Source organism: Amycolatopsis sp. cmx-11-51 (assembly GCF_047608665.1).
Lineage (GTDB): Bacteria > Actinomycetota > Actinomycetes > Mycobacteriales > Pseudonocardiaceae > Amycolatopsis.
In genome coordinates, this window is record NZ_JADNQO010000003.1 from 413,535 (window position 1) to 429,937 (window position 16,403).

Below are 16,403 nucleotides of genomic sequence, written 5' to 3' on the forward strand. Positions count from 1 at the left end.
AGGGGAATTACCGATGACCACCACAGAACCCAATCTGGGTGAGCTTGACGACCCGTCGCATGACCGTCCGAAGTCGATGGACGCCATCGACAAGCACGCCCAACAGACACAGAAGCTCAACTCGAGCGCGGTCAACGACCAGGCGGTGAAGGTCGGCGGAGCCGCCACCCGATCCAATGATCTCGGAGACGATCTCAAGGTCTTCCGCGAGGACGTCCTGCGCGAATGGGACGGCAAAGACGCCGACGCCGTCGCCGAGCACCTCGAAAAGCTCGTCAAGGCGAGTTACAAGGTCAGCGACAAGGCCGAGGCGGCGAAGAACATCCTTCAGCGTGTGTCCGAGATCCTGGACGACGTCAAGAAGAAGGTCACGCAACTCGCGCAGGAAGCGAACGACAAGGACGCGGACAACCGCGCCCTGATCGGCGCGGCCAGGAAGCGGAAGAACAGCTCCGAAGACGAGAACGAGATCGCCGCCGCCGCGACCGACATCGAACGGCTTCGGCAGTTGAACGAGAAGGACTCCAACGGCAAGAAGGACGAGATCGAGCGGGCGTTGAACGACGCCGAGAAGCAGATCGACGACCTTCTCAAGCCGCTCGGCCTGGAGATCGAGGGCGGTTTCCTGGAGTTGGTGCCCGCCGACACGGGCCAGACCACGGCGTCGAGCGTCCACGCGAGTCCCGTCGATTCCCGGGTCGGGGGTCCCATCCAGCACGGTGGTGGCGGGGACGGCGGCGGTGGAGGTGGCGGCGGTGGTGGTGGTGTCGCCGGGGTTCAGGGTGATGGCAGGACTGCCAAGCCGATCGACGCCCAGGGCGACAACCCGGCCAAGATCGCCGAGCAATTCCTCGGTCGCAACGCCGGTGACCTCAAGGGCAGCGGCGAGTTGCCCGCGATGCAGTCATGGGTGCCCAACAACGTCAACTGCGCGAACTTCGTCTCCGGCTGTCTGGAGGCGTCCGGCCTGATCGACAAGAACCAGGCCAGCGCTTCGGTCGCGGGCCTGACGGCCAACCTCGAGGCGGACGGCTGGAAGTCGGTGCCGCTCTCCGAGGCGAAACCCGGCGACGTGGTGATCTCGAACGGCGGCGGGCACGTCGTGCTGTACGCGGGAGACGGTCAGTTCATCGGCTCGAACAACGTCAATCCCGACGGTTCGCAGAAGATCAGCATGGGTGGCGGGGGAGGCCTCGTCAAGATCCTCACCCCGCCGACCTGAGCCGGTTAGCGGAAGTCAGAAACCGAACAACGCGCGCGGTACCTCGTGCTCGTCCGGCCAGGTCAGCCAGGCTACGTCAGTCGGGCCGACCGCGTAGGCGGACAAGCGCCAGGACCGCGCGTCGTTGTCGGCACTTGTTTCGTCGGTCTTCTTGAGCAGGGCGACGTAGACGTCGGACATGACGCCGTCGGCGCGGCGTGCCTCGTAGACGGTGCCGGCGTAGTACGGACGGCCGCTGTCGGTGGTGCGCATCGTTCCCTGCAGGAACACCCAGGGACCGATGCGGTCGAGACGTTCCACCTCCACCCGGACACGATCGCCGAAGAACTCGTCGAGCCGTGCGGTGGCGGCCTGGAACGCCGCTTCCCGGACGGGGTCGCCCGGGTTCAGCGATACCGGAAAGGACCGTGTGGACGGGGTGTACATCAGCTACCTCCCAATAGCGGGCAGCGATCCGGTCGACGGCGGTGACCGCACCAGCTGGCCCCGGTGATGCTACCGCGTGGGGTGAGTCCAGTCCTGACTTCGGGCAGGCCCGGCACAGCTTGAATGCGCTGTATATAAAATATGGGACTATCTGTCGTCAGGACCGAGGGACCACACGCGTGACGGGACGGACGACACGCGCGCGGCCGGGCTGTGCGGCGAGTCGTCCTTCTGGACACGCGTGTCGTCCATCCCTTCACGCGAGTTGCCCCGCCAGTCACGTGAAACCGCCACCCGCGCACCGCAGTAGGCACTTGGCCAGAACCGTCCTTACCACTTACGAGCCCGGCACTGGGTCACGATAAGGTCGGCGGCCCGTCACGAGGTGAAGCGCGCCGCTTGGTCGTCGATGAGGTTCTGTGCGCGTTCGAGGGTGTGTGAGCTGTAGGTGCCACCGGAACGGGCGTCGAGGAGCGCGTTCTGTTGCGCGTCGACGAGAAGGCGTTGCAGTTCTCGCCGTTGACGCAGCGGGCTGCCGGGGTCGCGTTCGTTCAGCATTCTGTCGAGAGCCTCGGCGGTGGCGAGCACGCGTTCGCGGGTCCGGTCGAAAAGTTCGCCGTTCGCTTTCCCGGCACCGAGGGTTTCACCGATCGAGTGCAGCGTGCCCGACCGCGGCCGGGCACGCGCGTTCTATCCGGTGACCGACGACATGCGGGGAGTACCGATGTGTGTTGTCCTTGCCCCGGCAACGGCCTGACGACGAAAGGGAGGAGGTGTTCACGGTGTTCGGAGCGATGGTCGCCTTGGGAATCGGGTCGGGTTCGCTCTACCGGGTCAGTGTCCCGGACGGACACGTGACGACCCTCCACGAGCGAGCCGGGGCGTTTCCTGACGGCGTCGTGGTGCTGGGTGGCGTCGTTTACTGGACCACGATGGGGACTCCCGCTCGGATACCAGGGGCGACCGGGGAACAGAGCCTGGACTACTCGCGGCGAGACGGCGGGCTGCACCGGGTGGGCCTCGACGGCGGTGGCGCGCGCGACGTGGTTCCGGACGGGTCGATCACCACCGGCAAGCAGCTGGTGTCCGACGGAGCCGAGACCCTGTACTGGGGAGACCGTGAGGGCTGCCGGGTGAGCCGTGTGCGGGTGGACGGGACCGGGCTGACCGACCTCGTGGTGAACAGCCGCGATTCCACCGGACGGCAGGAGTGTGTCGGCGTCGCCGTCGATCCCGCCGCCGGGTATCTGTACTGGACGCAGAAGGGGCGGGCGAAAGGCGGACAGGGCCGGATCTTCCGGGCAGGACTGGAGATTCCGGACGGGGCCACCGCGTCGGATCGCCAGGATGCCGAGGTGCTGTGGGAGCACCTCCCGGAACCGATCGACCTGGAGATCCGCGACGACTGGCTCTATTGGACAGACCGAGGTGCCGCGCCGGACGGGAACACGCTCAATCGCGCGCCCATCCCGGCCCCCGGTCGGCGGGGCGCCGCGCCGCGGATTCTCGCCGACGGCTTCCACGAGGCGATCGGCCTGGCCGTGGACGACGAAGCCGGGATCGCGTACGTGTCCGATCTCGGCGGGCGGATCTCCGCCGTAGCGCTACCGGAAGGGCAGGGCAGCGGTTCGCGTGTCCTCGCCGAGCTGGGCGAACCGGTCACCGGGATCGCCGGAATCAGTGACTGAACAAAGGAACGAGAGGCCGGATCGCCATGGCGTACACCCAGGACTTCGAGGACATCCGCGATCGCCCGGTGGCCGTGTTCGGTGCGGGGACGCTGGGACGGCGGATCGCGCTGATGTTCGCCTCTCGGGGAGGAACGGTGCGGATCTACGACCCGAGTGCCGAGCAGGGCGCCGCGGCGGTCGACTATGTGGCCCGGACCTTGCCGGACGTGGTGGCCGAGCGTGGCCACGGCGAGGTCGGCCGCGCGGAAGCCGTGACCTCGGTGGAAGGAGCCCTCGACGGTGCCTGGCTGGTCGTCGAAGCGGTACCGGAACGGCTGGACATCAAGATCCCCCTGTGGGGTCAGATCGACGAGGCGGCGCCCGCGGACACGATCTTCGCCACCAACTCATCGTCCTACCCCTCGCGGGAGATGGCCGAGAAGGTACGGGACAGGTCCCGGCTGTGCAATATGCACTTCTACATGCCGCCCGGCTCCCCGGCCGTCGATCTCATGTCCGACGGCGAGACCGACCGCGGCTTGCTGGACACCCTGCTGTCGGTGCTTCCCGAGTTCGACATTCACCCGTTCGAGGCGCGCAAGGAGAGCGTGGGGTTCATCTTCAACCGCATTTGGGCGGCCATCAAACGGGAATCGTTGGCGGTCGTCGCCGAGGGCGTCGCCCGCCCCGAGGACGTGGACGGGATGTTCCGGATCAACTGGCATATGCCCGTCGGACCGTTCCAGATGATGGACCAGGTCGGGCTGGATGTCGTGCTCGACATCGAAAACCACTACGCGGAGGAAAACCCGGACCTGCCAACCGGCCCCCGGGAACTGCTGCACAAGTACGTCGACGGCGGCAAACTCGGGGTCAAGACCGGCGAGGGCTTCTACACCTATCCGTAATTTCAGCCGGTGACGACCCCGGCCACCAGGTTGATCGTGGTGGCCAGGATGACGGTGCCGAACAGGTAGGACAGCAGAGTGTGCCTCAGCACGACGGCTCGGATCGTCGAACTCGAGACGGCGGTGTCCGACACCTGGTAGGTCATGCCGAGGTTGTAGCTGAAGTAGAGGAAGTCCCGGTAGGTCGGGGGATCGTCCGAATTGAAATCGATCCCACCTTCCGGCGCCGAGTAGTAGAGGTGCGCGTAGCGGGTGGCGTACATCAGGTGAAGGCCTGCCCAGGCCATGAACACGCCACCCAGCGCGGTGGCCGCGGTCGCGTCCCCGCTGCTGGAATTCCCGAAGACCAGCAGCCCCACCACGCCGACCAGGCCACTGAGGGCCGCGGCGACGATGACGAGTTCTTCGGTGACGGGCCGGAAGTCCTCACGGCGGGCGTTCCGCTGGGTGGCGGCGGCGTCCAGCGGCCACAGCACCGTCCAGCCCGCGAGGACGAAGACCGCCGCCGAGACGGCGATTCCCACCAGGACACCGAGCGATCCGTGCGCCACCACGGCGACGAGCACGCCGATCACCGCTCCGACGACCACGGCGACAGCGAGCCGCGTGACCGCCGACAGAGGCTTCCGACTCTTCATGAGCCACACCGTAGCCGGGGCGGGCAGAAGGCATCCGCGGCCCGCCTTCGGGGCCCATTCGGGTGATATGGGTGACCGACCGGCAACGCGGGGCGATACGCCGGGCGTGGTAGTCGCGGGCGGGTCCGGACCGGCCGGGCGACGCCGGCAACGAGAGGGGAGCCATGAACGTCACTCGGCAAGCGGCGCGTGCGGGAGCATCGGGAGGGACGGTGCCGAGACGCAGGCCGCTGCGGTCGTGGCTCGTCGTACTGGGGATTTTCGCGCTGACCGGGGTGGCGCTGCCCGGCACCGCGTCGGCGGTGGTGGAGAGGCCAGGGGGCAAGGAGAGTTACGCGGTCACGATCGGACAGGTGGCGCCGACCGGAACCACGCCGACGGGCAAGGAGTTCTCGCGGCTGGCGATGTACTACTTCGACCCCGACGGCACCGTGCGGGAGGCTTTCTGGTTCTGGAGCTGGAGCATCGGGTACCCGGCGGCGACCATCCGCAGCACCTCGGCGGGCTGTGACAACTGCCAGATCCACACCGCCGGCGGGTTCCAGGCCGGGGCCGAGGTCAAGGAGCTGAGGGGGAAGTACACCACCACCGGCTCCAAACTCGCCATCACCTGGGACAACGGCTCCACCGAGGCCTGGACGGTCGCCAGTCCGGAGACCGGGATCGCCGTGATCTCCCTGACCGGCTCAAGCTACGGCGCGAACGTGGGCCAGGGCTACGGCAGCAACGTCCGCACCACCGTTTCCGTGCCGTTGAAGGAAATGCCGAAGAAGTACTACCCGGGCCGCTACGCGTACAACGCCTATGACGTGAAGACGGGGAAGCTGTACTCCGGTACCGGCACCTCCGGGATCAACCTTTCGTTGCCGCAGTGGAAGGAGTGCAACGACAACTGCCTGAGCGCGGCCGTCGAGATCACCGACCCGAATTCGACCGCCTGCACGGCCTGCAAGCCCGGTGAGAAGAGGGCCATCCGGTACTACATGGCCTCCGAGGGCGGGCGGAAGAACTTCTACGAGCACTTCTGCACCTGTCTGCTGCAGGGTGACAGCAAGTGCTACAACGGCGGCTCGCACCTCAAGCCGCAACTGCAGGTGATCGACGATTCGGGCCGGTTCCGCGGCTGGGTCGGGGTCGAGGCACAACACCGGGTCGCGAACCGCGGCACGATCGCCGTGCACTGGTACACCGACGTCTGAGCGGGGACAGCGGTGGGCTGAAGGCTCGTGAGTGGTAAGGACGGTTCTCTTGAGAGGCACGGAAAGGTGTCGTGTCCGAGCGCGATGCGGGTGACCGGTCCCGTTGCCTGACCGCGTCCCTCACTGTGTGGATTTCGGGACGTCAGATGACCCGGAACCCACACACCCCCTCAACCGACGCCACCATGGCCTTACCCCGACGGCCGTCCTTATCACCCACGACCCACCGCCGCCGTCACCGTAGTTCCAGCGTGCAGCATTTGACGCTCCCGCCGCCCTTGAGCAGTTCCGACAGATCGGCGCCGATCGGCTCGAAGCCTCGCTCCCGCAGTTGTGCGATCAGCCCCGTGGCGGCCTGCGGCAGGATGACGTGCCGCCCGTCGGAGACCGCGTTCAGGCCGAATGCCGCGGCGTCGGCGGCCGAGGCGGTGATGGCGTCCGGGTAGAGGTCCTCGAGCCGCCGCCGGCTTTCCTCGGTGAACGCATCCGGGAAGTACATGATCAGGTCTTCGTCCAAGACGGTCAGCGCGGTGTCCAGGTGGTAGTAGCGCGGGTCGGTCAGGGTCAGCCCCACCACCGGGATACCGAAGAATTCCGCTGCCTCTTCGTGCGCCAGGGGATCGGTTCGGAAGCCCGTACCCGCCAGGATTCGGGATCCCGCGACGAGGAAGTCGCCTTCGCCCTCGTTGGGCCACCGGGCCTGCTGAACATCGCGGTAGCCGTGTTCGGTGAACCACTTCAGGTACGCCGCGGACTCCCGGCGGCGGTGCCGATGGTGGAAACGCGCGACCAGCACCCGGCCGTTCACCACGGTGGCACCGTTGGCCGCGTACACCATGTCCGGAAGACCCGGCTCCGGATCGAGCGGGTCCACGCGGTGGCCCAGTTCGAGGTAAAGGTCGCGCAGCCATTCCCACTGGGTGATCGCGAGCCGCGTGTCGGTGGGTTTGCCGGGATCCATCCACGGGTTGATCGAGTACTCGACATCGAAGTGACTCGGCCTGACCATGAGATAGTGCCGCATTGGTGTACTCCCGAGGTGTTTCAGGCCGTCTGCAGGGACTTTTCGTTGCCCGCCAACCGCTTGACCAGCTGGCCGCGGATGCGGGGCGGGATGTCCGGGGCGAACCGCCGGAAGTAGCTCTCTGCGTGCACCGCGTTGTCCATCAGGAACGGCAGGTCGAAGGCGACCAGCTTGCGGATGGCCAGCAGCGGTACCGGGGCGCGCAGCGCTTTGAACTTTTCGTTCCACAGCCCTGGCTGGTCGCAGACCGGGTGGAACTGCCCGATCATCAGGCCGTCGGCGACGAACGTGTCCTTCGCCTCGCGCTGCAGGTCGTCCAGCGCGGTCGAATCGTCGTAGTCCAGTTGCGGCAGCACGAGCAGGATCGTCAGCAGCTCTCGGTCCGACGGCGAGATCCGGTTCGACAGCCGCTCGTACCACGAGCGCAGGCTCTGGATCGCGTCTCTTATGTCCGTCTCGCCGTTCGTGGCGGTCAGGGACGCGAGATAGAAAAGTCCTTTGTGGAGTGAAGGCTGGGTGTAGGGGCACACCGGGCCGTTCCGGCCAAGTTCCGGGTTCGGAGAGACCAGATAGCGGCCCGCCCACGCCAGGATTTCCCGGACATACGGTAGATGCTCCGCCGGAGCGGCGCCGTTCTCGACCTCGGCCGCCGTCCAGATGAGAACCTTGTTGTCGCCTGTCATGATCCGATGCTTTGCGCGAAGGTGAAGACGCCGTCCGGGTCGACCCGCTTCTTGATTTCCCGCAGCCGTGGATAGTTGACGCCGTAGTAGGCGGTGCGCCAGTCCACGAGGTCAGGGTCGATGAAGTTCTGAAAAGCGCCTTCGGAGACGTATGGCGACATCACGTTCCCCAGGTCCTCCAGCCAGCGGAGATTGGCGTCGGCCACGGCGGGCTCGTCGTTCTCGGCCCACGAGGTGTCCATGGACAGCAGGAACATCGCGTTCCGGTGGGCGAACGCGGTCTCGGTCGCGCCCATCCGGTTGATCGCGCCACCCCAGGAGAACAGGGCCGCGCCGCCACCGTCCGGGTTTCCGCTGCGGGGCAGGCGATCGACGGACGAGAGCATCGTGGCGATGGCCTCGTCGGGCAGTGGCTGGGTGAGGATGTTGGTCCGTACCGCGAACGCGCCTTCGGCGGTCCCGTGCAGCATGTCGTCCTGGGCCTGCCAGTAGGTCCGGCCGGCGAGATCCATGCGGATCGGCTTGGCCACCGACAGGACGGGGTCGAGAATCTCCCGCAACTCCCTGACAGGTCCGAAATATTGCCCGATGGCCGACACGACGGGTGCCGACCCGCCTGTGCTGCTTGCCCCGATCCTGGTCGCGAACTCGTCCGGTGCCTGCCGCACGGTCTCCTGCAGCACCGAAAAGACCTTCGACGCGTCCGCGCGGTCCCACAACAGCAAGTAGCTGGCGCAGTCGGTGACCGGCGTCGCCTGATAGGTGAACGACACGTTGATGCCGAAGTTCCCGCCGCCACCACCGCGGCAGGCCCAGAACAGGTCGGCGTTGGTGTTCGCGTCGCACCGCAGCAGTTGTCCGTCCGCGGTCACCACCGTGGTCGCCACCAGCGCGTCCGCGGTGAGCCCGAGCACGCGTGAGGTGGCTCCGCAACCACCGCCGAGGGTGAGGCCCGAGATGCCGACCGAGGCGCCGTTGCCCAGTGCGAACGCCATCTCGTGGGGTCGGATGGCGGCATAGACGTCTGCCATCCGCGCGCCGCCTCCGGCTGTCACGAGGCCGGTCGAACCGTTGGCGGTCACGGTGTTCATCGCGCTGAGGTCGATAACGAGGCCGGTGTTGACCGAATGTCCCGCGTAGCTGTGCCCTCCGCTACGCGCGACGACGTCGACGCCGGTATCGCGTGCCCATTCGAGGGCGGTCCGCACGTCCGCGGTGTTCGCCACGGACACGACACCGGTGGGGGTGATTCCGGCGAACCGCTTGTTGAACGGCACACTGGCTTCGCGGAATCCGGCCTCGCCGGGGCGCCGCACCCGGCCTGCCACGGCGAGGTCGAGGCGTCGCCAGTCCGCGTCCGAAGGGTTGCGGGACACTAGCTCACCTCGTCGAGGTAGGAAACGCCGGTGGCGGCGTGCGGGCCGTAGCGTTCCCACGCCTCCCGTAACCGGATGCGGCCGTCTTCGGCCACCTCCGGCGTGTTCACCGTGTGCCCGCAGATCACCTCACCGGTGGCGAGCACGATCGTGTAACCCAGATGGAGGGCCCCGTTTTCCCGCTGGGTGCCCGCGATCGATCCGCGTCGCACGTCACCGCCGGCGAACTCGGCCCAGACGACATCGCCTTCTTGCCGGTAGACGGCGATCGCGTTGGCATCGCCGCCCGCTTTGCGGAATTTCCGCCCGTCGTAATCAATCATGGGACTCGGCCCGGTCGATCTCGGCGGCGACGAACTCGTCCGACATCGCACGGTCCCACCAGATCGCGTAGTAGGAGAAGTCCTCGTCGTGGTCGTTGACGAGGTTGTGTTCGATCCCCGGCTTCAAGAACACGAGGTCTCCTGCCCCGAACCTGTGCCGTTCGCCCTCGGTGACCACCTCGGCGCTCCCTGCCATTCCGATGAAGATCTCGTGCTCGTGATGAGCGTGGGAAACCGATACGTCACCAGGGCGCAGCACGCACCAAGCTCCTCGAAACGGTGCTGTTAAACCGTTCCACGGATAGAGCAGCTTCATGTCCAATCCGTAGGCCCGCGTCAGGTTCTCGTGCTCCAGCCTGCGGATGTCGACGGCAGCTTGGTCCAGGTCAGTCACAACCCACTCCGATCAGCGTGTTTTCTTGCCGGGCGTTCGGTGCTGATCGAGGCTATGTTCGGCCTGCTTCCCGGGAATAGGGGAACTATTCCCGATCGGCGGTGAATCAGCCGCGCCCGAGGCCGGCGTCCCGCGCCAGCACTATCGCCTGTGCGCGATCGGCTACCCCGAGTTTGCCGAAGACCGCGGAAACGCGGTTGCTGATGGTCTTCGGCGCGAGTGCGAGCTCACGTGCGATGGCCGAGTTCGACTTGCCGGCGGCGATGCGGTCGAGCACCTCCCGTTCCCTGGTCGTCAGCTGGGGAAACGGGTACGGCTCCAGCCCGGCTGCCGACCGCATCAAGGCGCTGAACCGGACAGCGATCGCCTTCCCGACGATCGCTTCACCCGCCCCCACGACCTGCACACCGCGGACGACCTGGTCCGGATCGGCGCCCTTGATCAGATAGCCGCGCGCGCCTGCCTGAATCGCCGCCCTGATGGCGGTGTCGTCATCGACCGCGCTCAGTACCAGTACCTTGGTTTCCGGTGCGACTCGCGACACCCGGCTCAGCACGTCGACGTTCGCGAACTCGCCGAGCCGCGGATCGATGACCAGTACGTCCGGCTGGTGCCGGAAGGCTTCGGCGATCGTCGCGTTCGCCGTGGCCGTCTCGCTGACGACGGCGACGCCACCGGCGAGTTCGAGTGCGGATCGGACCTGATGGCGGACCGCGGGCTGGGAGTCGGCGATCAGAACGGTCAGCGGCGCGGGGTCGCCGTTTTCTTCACCCGTGGTGTGGTCGGACAGCAGGATCGCGGTGTGCCGCCGGTCGGGACGTTCGACCGGCCATAACCGAGCGGTGTTGCCGTTACTGGCGTGCAGATTCATCTTTCCCCTTATGCCTGCCGCTACTGAGCCCGCTCGCTCGGCTCCGTTCAGTGAAGTGCAATGAAGGCGAGCGTATGTACTGGATATCGAACGGACCCGTATGACCGTTATGGTTAATTGATCGCGATCAATTAAGCCGCTGAACGGGGGAGTCCCCGATCAACGAGGGCAAGGTCAATCTGCCGCACCGAGTCTCGGACAAGGACCGGCGGAGCGTGCACGGTGGTCCGGTGTGTTCTCCCGGTGGAAAGGGGAGAACTTCCCGGTTCACGGGGAATTCTCGGTGAGGTTCCCCGGTTCTCGGGAAAGCCGACCCTGTCGCCGGGGAAATGCCGGTCTTTAGTATCGGAATCCTATTCTGGACGAACGGGGTGTATCTGTGACTGAAATACAGGTGGGTTTGCTGGCAATCGGGGCCGGACCGGCGAACCTGGCGCTCGCGGTGGCCATCGAGGAGTCCGGGAACCCGGAGCTGGCCGAGCAGACGCTGCTGCTGGAGCAGAGTCCGGACATCAAATGGCAACGCGATCTGCTGATGCCGTGGGCACGCAGCCAGGTCTCCTTCCTGAAGGATCTGGTGACTCTGCGCAATCCGCGCAGCAAGTTCTCCTTCCTCAACTTCCTGCACGACCAGAACCGGCTCGACGAGTTCGTCAACCTCGGCACCTTCCACCCGTTCCGCTGGGAGTTCTCCGACTACCTGCAATGGGTCGCGAAGTCGCTGGATCAGGTCCGGATCCGTTACGACGCGAAGGTTCAGAGCATCGAACCCGCACGTGGCGCCGACGGGTCGATCACCGGCTGGATCGCCACGCTCCCCGGCGGGGACACGATCCGCTGCCGTGATCTGGTCGTGGGTGGCGGCCGCGACACGCACGTTCCCGACGTCTTTTCCGGTCTGCCGTCCGACAGACTCATCCACAGTGCCCAGTACCGGCGCCGGATCGCGCAGCTGCCCGCGGACGCGCCGCTGCGCGCCGTCGTGGTGGGCGGGGCGCAGAGCGCGGCCGAGATGTTCATGGCACTGCACGACAACCTGCCCAACAGCACCCGGACCATGATCGTGCGGTCCATCGGCCCGCAGAACTACCAGACCAGCAAGTTCGTCAACGAGCTGTTCTTCCCGTCGTTCGTCGATCGTTTCTACGACAGCCCGCCCGAGATCCGCCAGCAGGTGCTGGACGAGATGCGCCTGACGAACTACGCCGGCGCGGCCCCGCCGTTCCTCGACCACATCTACACCACGCTTTATCAGCAGCGCGGCATCGGCCAGCAGCGTTCGGAGGTGCGGACTCTGACCGAGGTGGTCGGCGCCAGGATCGAAGACGACGAGGTCGTGCTCGACCTGCGCGACCGGACCAGCGGCAAGGTCGAGCCGCTCCACTGCGACCTGGTGCTCCTCGGCACCGGCTTCGACCAGCGGATGCCCGCGATGGTTCGCGACCTGGCCGACCGCGTCGGGCTGTCCGAGATCTCGGTCAGCCGCTGCTACCGGGTCGACCTCGGCGACTCCGCCTGGGGCGCGGTGTATCTGCAGGGCATCAACGAGGCCACGCACGGTATCGCCGACTCGCTGATCAGCGTGCTGGCCCACCGTTCTCGTGACATCGTCGGCGATCTGCTCGCCCGCCGCGGCGCCGTCGAGTCGAGGACCGCCTGATGAACCGGCTGGTGGTGATCTCGCCGGCACCGACGGCGAACGGCGACCTGCACCTCGGCCACCTCGCCGGGCCCTTCCTCGCCGCGGACGTCTGCACCCGGTACGCCCGCGCGACCGGCAGAGAAGCCTTGTACGGCACCGGCATGCACTTCACGCAGAACTACATCGTCACCGCGGCCGCGCGGCTCGGCGTGGCACCGGAAGACCTGCGGGAGCGCTCCGCGGAACAGGTTCGGCAGACCCTGGCCGCGATGGGGATCGAGGTCGACGGATTCGGCTGCATCGGTGACCGGTTCACCAAGCTGGTCATGGACTTCTACGACCGCCTGCACGGCATGGGCGCACTGGAGCTGCGCACAGTCCGCTTCCCGTACCTGCCGAGCACCGGCGAGTACCTGATGGACGCCTATGTCACCGGTGGGTGCCCGTTCTGCCTCGCCGACGGGTACGCCGGGATCTGCGAGAGCTGCGGGCTGCCGGTCGCTCCCGGCGATCTGATCGGCCCGCGTTCGACCTTGCGTCCGGAAGAGCCGCTGGAATATCGCGAGGCGGACATCCTCGTCTTCCCGGTGGAGCGGTACCGCGCGGAGCTGGAGGCGTACTTCGCCCGCACCCCGATGCGGCCCGGCATGGCCCAGCTGATCGAGTCCGCGCTGGCGGGGCCCCTGCCGGACTTCCCGATCACGCAACCGACGTCGTGGGGCATCCCGGCGCCGTTCCCCGAAGTGACCGGGCAGGTGATCTACCCGCATATGGAGGGCATGCCGTGGAGCATGTTCACCACCGCCCTCGCCGCCGAGAACCGCGGCGCGGTACTGGCCACCGACGACGAACTGTGGCACACGGAGTCCGGCTCGACCGTGGTGTACTTCCTCGGTCTGGACGCGACTTACCCGTTCGCGATCGTGGGCACGGCCATGCTCACCGCGATGGGCGGTCACGTGCTGCCGTCGCGGTACATCACCAATGAGTTCTACGAACTGGCCAACGAGAAGTTCTCCACCAGCCGCGGGCACGTCGTGTCCGGCCGCGAGCTGGCCGCCGAGGTGCCGCGTGATCTCATCCGGTTCCACCTCTGCGCCACCAGTCCCGAGTACCAGCGCACCGACTTCACCCACGAGGCCTTGCTCCGGGTCAGCGAAACGCGGCTGACCGGACCCTGGAACCGGGTCGCGGCGGTGATCGACGAATGGGTGGACCACGGTCCGCTGCCGGTCTCCGAGGACGCCAGGCGAACGGCGCTGCGGATGGCCGACCGGTTCGCCGACGGGTACGAGCTGGAACGCTTCAGCGTGACGGCCGTGGCGTCGACCCTCGCCGAGCAGCTCGGCAGGCTGGACCGGCTGGCCGCCACCGTGACCGCCGAGACCGCGGGCGACCTCTGCCACCAGGTGGACGTGTTCCTGCGCTGTGCCGCGCCGATCCTGATCGACCTCGCCGAGGCCGCGCTGCCCGACACGACACTGCCCGGACAGGTGGACGCGGAGACGGTCACCCCGAAACGGCTGCCCCGGCTGAGCGGCTGATGGCCACGGTCGTCGTCGTAGGGGCCGGCGTGACCGGGCTGGTGACCGCGATCGGATGCGCACGGGCGGGCCACCGCGTCACCGTGCTCGATCGCGGTCCCGTCCCGAATCCCGCGTCGACCTCGTCCGACCAGCACCGGGTGCTGCGGGTGCTGCGCCCGGACGACCTCGACGGCACCTTGCGGATGGCCGAGGCCCGTCGTCGTTGGCTGGAGCTGGAAGCGTTGCTGCGGACCAGGATCTTCCGGCCGGTCGGCGTGGTCACCGCGGGCACCCCGGACGAGCTCGGGCAGGCACTCGGCACCGCGGGGCAGGCGGGACTGGCCGCGACCGTCGTTTCGCCGGACGACCTGCCGCCCGTGGTGTTCCCGGCCGGGAACGGCGGGGTGCTCGATCCCGCCGCCGGAGTGCTGCTGGCCGACCGGTTCCTGCGGGCGGCCGCCGAGTGGCTCGCCGCGCATCCCGCGGTGGCGCTGCGGCCGGGATGTGTCGTCGACGCCGTCGACGACCACCGGGTGGCGCTGGCCGACGGCACCAGCGTCGGCGCGGACCTCGTTCTGGTCGCGGCCGGGCCGTGGGCCACCGAGCTGACCGGGCCGCCCGTCGTGCTGCACCGCCAGACGATGGTCTACCTGCGCCCGCCGCGGCACCTGGCAGGCTGGTGGGCGTCGGCTCCCGGCGTCGGCCGGATCGGTGCCGACCGCCGGGCCTGGCTGCTGCCTCCCGGTAGCGGCACCCTGCTCAAAATCAGTTCGGGCGCGGTGTGCCGGGAGGTCGTGTCCACTGTGGACCCGGACCGTGAACCCTGGGCCGATCGGCTGCTCGCCGAGCCGATCTTCACCGGCGTCGCGGACTACACCGTGGTCGCCGTGCGGGACTGCCATTACGCGACCGATCCCGTCACCGGTGGGCCGGTGCTCACCCGGGTCCGCCCGTCGGTGTGGTCCCGGCCGGCCTGCGGTGGATCCGGTTTCGGCGCCGCGCCGCTCGTCGCCAAGGAAATCCTCGCCGCTGTCATGAAGGTCAGTGCGTGAACGACAAGGAGAGTGAGTAGTGGAGTTCACGATTGTGGGTGCCGGTATGGCTGGCGCGTTCCTGGCGCTCTCGCTGGGCAGGCAAGGACACGCGGTGACGGTGTACGACCGCAGGCCGGATCCGCGCGAGACGGCCAGCGCGGTGACGTCCATGAACCTGGGGCTGTCCCGGCGCGGCCTGGCGGCCTTGGACGGCCTGGGGTTGTCGGAGGAGGTGAAGCGGCTCGTCGTGCCGATGCACGGACGGATGCTGCACAACCCGGACGGCGGACTGCGGTTCTCGGCCTATGGCGAGGGCGGCATTCTGGCCATCCAGCGCCAGGACCTGAGCGCGTTGCTGGTGGACGCGGCCTGCCGGGTCCCGGGTGTGCGGTTCGTGTTCGACACGCGGTGCACAGGCGTGGACCGGGACCTGCCGTCTGCGTCCTTTGTGGACCCTGGCGGCCGGAGTCTCGTGGTGAAGCCGGATGTCGTGGTGGGCGCGGACGGTGCTTTTTCGGCCGTCCGCCGGTTCATGCACCACGAGCAACGCGCGGAGTTCTCGCAGGACTACCTCGAATGGGGCTGGCGCGAACTCCACATCCCGGCGGCAGCCGACGGCACCCACCGCATGGCCGACGACGTCTTCCACCTCTGGCCCCGCGGCGACATCATGATGTTCGCCCACCCCAACCGCGACGGTTCCTTCACCTGTTCCTGTGTCCTCCCGTTCCACGGCACCCACGGCTTCGACTCGCTGCGGACGGCGTCGGACGTGGAGTCCTTGTTCCGTGAGTACTTTCCCGACGTCCTGTCGCTGGTCCCCGACCTCGGCGAGACGTTCCTGCGGCAACCCACGTTCAACCTCGTCACCGTCAGCACCGCCCCGTGGACCTACGAGGGCAAGGTGGTGCTGATCGGCGATGCCTGCCACGCCGTCTACCCGTTCTTGGCGCAGGGCATGAACTCGGCGTTCGAGGACGCGTTGGAGCTGACGGACAGCCTCGCTCACCACACCGGTGACACGCCGGCGGCACTGGCTCGCTACTACGCCCGCCGCAAGCCGAACACCGACGCACTGGCCGCCATGTCCCACCGCAACTTCGCCGAACTCCGCGACACCGTGCGCTCCCCGGCGGTCCGCCTCGAGCGAGCCTGCGACACCCTGCTGGAGAAGGTGCTCCGCCACCGCTGGATGCCGCTCCACGCCATGGTCACCAACACGACCATCCCGTACGCCAAGGCTCAGCACCGTGCCACCCGCCAGCACCGGATCCTGAAGTACTTGGGTGCCTCCGCGCTCACTGCGGTTGCCGCGGCCGCGTTCCACCGCCTCCGCCGCTGACGAAACGGCGATCACGCGTGCTTGAACGGCGAACTCGCGTGAGTTCGCCGTCCAATCACGCGTGATCGCCGTCTGAGCACGCGAGTTGCGCCTCAAAGCCGCGCAATGTGAAGTACGTGAAGGCC

At 67.5% G+C, this 16,403-nt stretch carries 17 protein-coding genes; 8 read left to right on the forward strand and 9 right to left on the reverse strand.

From position 1 onward, the window contains the following. Window positions 1-13 precede the first annotated feature (13 nt). Entirely contained in the window at window positions 14-1,222 is a 1,209-nt protein-coding gene (locus tag ACM6LU_RS15340; RefSeq protein WP_414938337.1) for a peptidoglycan-binding protein, read from the forward strand. Between the two features lie 15 nt (window positions 1,223-1,237). Here ACM6LU_RS15340 and ACM6LU_RS15345 read toward each other — a convergent pair whose 3' ends face one another. Next, a complete protein-coding gene (locus ACM6LU_RS15345; RefSeq protein WP_414938338.1) occupies window positions 1,238-1,648 on the reverse strand; it encodes a hypothetical protein in 411 nt (136 codons plus the stop codon). A 378-nt stretch (window positions 1,649-2,026) separates the two neighbouring features. Continuing rightward, entirely contained in the window at window positions 2,027-2,236 is a 210-nt protein-coding gene (locus tag ACM6LU_RS15350; RefSeq protein WP_414938339.1) for a hypothetical protein, read from the reverse strand. 194 nt (window positions 2,237-2,430) lie between these two features. On the opposite strand from ACM6LU_RS15350, the gene ACM6LU_RS15355 reads away from it, so the two are divergent. Then, window positions 2,431-3,336, forward strand: coding sequence for a hypothetical protein (locus tag ACM6LU_RS15355; RefSeq protein WP_414938340.1), 906 nt, complete (start codon window positions 2,431-2,433; stop codon window positions 3,334-3,336). A 26-nt stretch (window positions 3,337-3,362) separates the two neighbouring features. Continuing rightward, on the forward strand, window positions 3,363-4,226 hold the full coding sequence (locus ACM6LU_RS15360; protein WP_414938341.1) for a 3-hydroxyacyl-CoA dehydrogenase family protein: 864 nt from the start codon (window positions 3,363-3,365) through the stop codon (window positions 4,224-4,226). Between the two features lie 2 nt (window positions 4,227-4,228). On the opposite strand, the gene ACM6LU_RS15365 is transcribed toward ACM6LU_RS15360, so the two are convergent. After that, a complete protein-coding gene (locus ACM6LU_RS15365) occupies window positions 4,229-4,864 on the reverse strand; it encodes a DUF1345 domain-containing protein (protein ID WP_414938342.1) in 636 nt (211 codons plus the stop codon). 212 nt (window positions 4,865-5,076) lie between these two features. On the opposite strand from ACM6LU_RS15365, the gene ACM6LU_RS15370 reads away from it, so the two are divergent. Next, window positions 5,077-6,063 carry a hypothetical protein gene (locus tag ACM6LU_RS15370; protein WP_414938343.1) on the forward strand — a complete coding sequence of 329 codons (987 nt, stop codon included), beginning with the start codon at window positions 5,077-5,079 and terminating at the stop codon, window positions 6,061-6,063. A 235-nt stretch (window positions 6,064-6,298) separates the two neighbouring features. Here the strand turns inward: ACM6LU_RS15370 and ddaH are convergent, their stop codons facing one another. The 6 genes from ddaH to ACM6LU_RS15400 form a co-directional block, all read right to left on the reverse strand. Next, entirely contained in the window at window positions 6,299-7,087 is a 789-nt protein-coding gene (gene ddaH, locus ACM6LU_RS15375; protein WP_414938344.1) for a dimethylargininase, read from the reverse strand. Between the two features lie 20 nt (window positions 7,088-7,107). Next, a complete protein-coding gene (locus tag ACM6LU_RS15380) occupies window positions 7,108-7,770 on the reverse strand; it encodes a DUF6875 domain-containing protein (protein WP_414938345.1) in 663 nt (220 codons plus the stop codon). After that, window positions 7,767-9,146, reverse strand: a complete 1,380-nt coding sequence (locus ACM6LU_RS15385) for an FAD-binding oxidoreductase (protein ID WP_414938346.1) — start codon at window positions 9,144-9,146, stop codon at window positions 7,767-7,769. The genes ACM6LU_RS15380 and ACM6LU_RS15385 overlap by 4 nt, the downstream gene beginning before the upstream one ends. After that, window positions 9,146-9,469 carry a hypothetical protein gene (locus tag ACM6LU_RS15390; protein WP_414938347.1) on the reverse strand — a complete coding sequence of 108 codons (324 nt, stop codon included), beginning with the start codon at window positions 9,467-9,469 and terminating at the stop codon, window positions 9,146-9,148. Before ACM6LU_RS15390 ends, ACM6LU_RS15385 begins: the two co-directional genes overlap by 1 nt. Beyond that, entirely contained in the window at window positions 9,462-9,863 is a 402-nt protein-coding gene (locus ACM6LU_RS15395) for a cupin domain-containing protein (RefSeq protein WP_414938348.1), read from the reverse strand. Before ACM6LU_RS15395 ends, ACM6LU_RS15390 begins: the two co-directional genes overlap by 8 nt. A gap of 106 nt (window positions 9,864-9,969) precedes the next feature. After that, window positions 9,970-10,734 (reverse strand): response regulator, encoded by a 765-nt coding sequence (locus tag ACM6LU_RS15400; RefSeq protein WP_414938349.1) that lies wholly within the window; start codon window positions 10,732-10,734, stop codon window positions 9,970-9,972. A 379-nt stretch (window positions 10,735-11,113) separates the two neighbouring features. On the opposite strand from ACM6LU_RS15400, the gene ACM6LU_RS15405 reads away from it, so the two are divergent. From ACM6LU_RS15405 to ACM6LU_RS15420, 4 genes are read left to right on the forward strand one after another with little or no spacing between them, the layout of a single operon-like run. Further along, a complete protein-coding gene (locus ACM6LU_RS15405) occupies window positions 11,114-12,394 on the forward strand; it encodes a SidA/IucD/PvdA family monooxygenase (protein ID WP_414938350.1) in 1,281 nt (426 codons plus the stop codon). Then, window positions 12,394-13,920 (forward strand): class I tRNA ligase family protein, encoded by a 1,527-nt coding sequence (locus tag ACM6LU_RS15410; RefSeq protein WP_414938351.1) that lies wholly within the window; start codon window positions 12,394-12,396, stop codon window positions 13,918-13,920. The genes ACM6LU_RS15405 and ACM6LU_RS15410 overlap by 1 nt, the downstream gene beginning before the upstream one ends. Continuing rightward, entirely contained in the window at window positions 13,920-14,954 is a 1,035-nt protein-coding gene (locus ACM6LU_RS15415; RefSeq protein WP_414938352.1) for an NAD(P)/FAD-dependent oxidoreductase, read from the forward strand. Before ACM6LU_RS15410 ends, ACM6LU_RS15415 begins: the two co-directional genes overlap by 1 nt. A gap of 19 nt (window positions 14,955-14,973) precedes the next feature. Beyond that, window positions 14,974-16,278: an FAD-dependent oxidoreductase gene (locus ACM6LU_RS15420; protein WP_414938353.1), complete on the forward strand. Its 1,305-nt coding sequence runs from the start codon at window positions 14,974-14,976 to the stop codon at window positions 16,276-16,278. The last annotated feature ends 125 nt before the right edge of the window (window positions 16,279-16,403 follow it).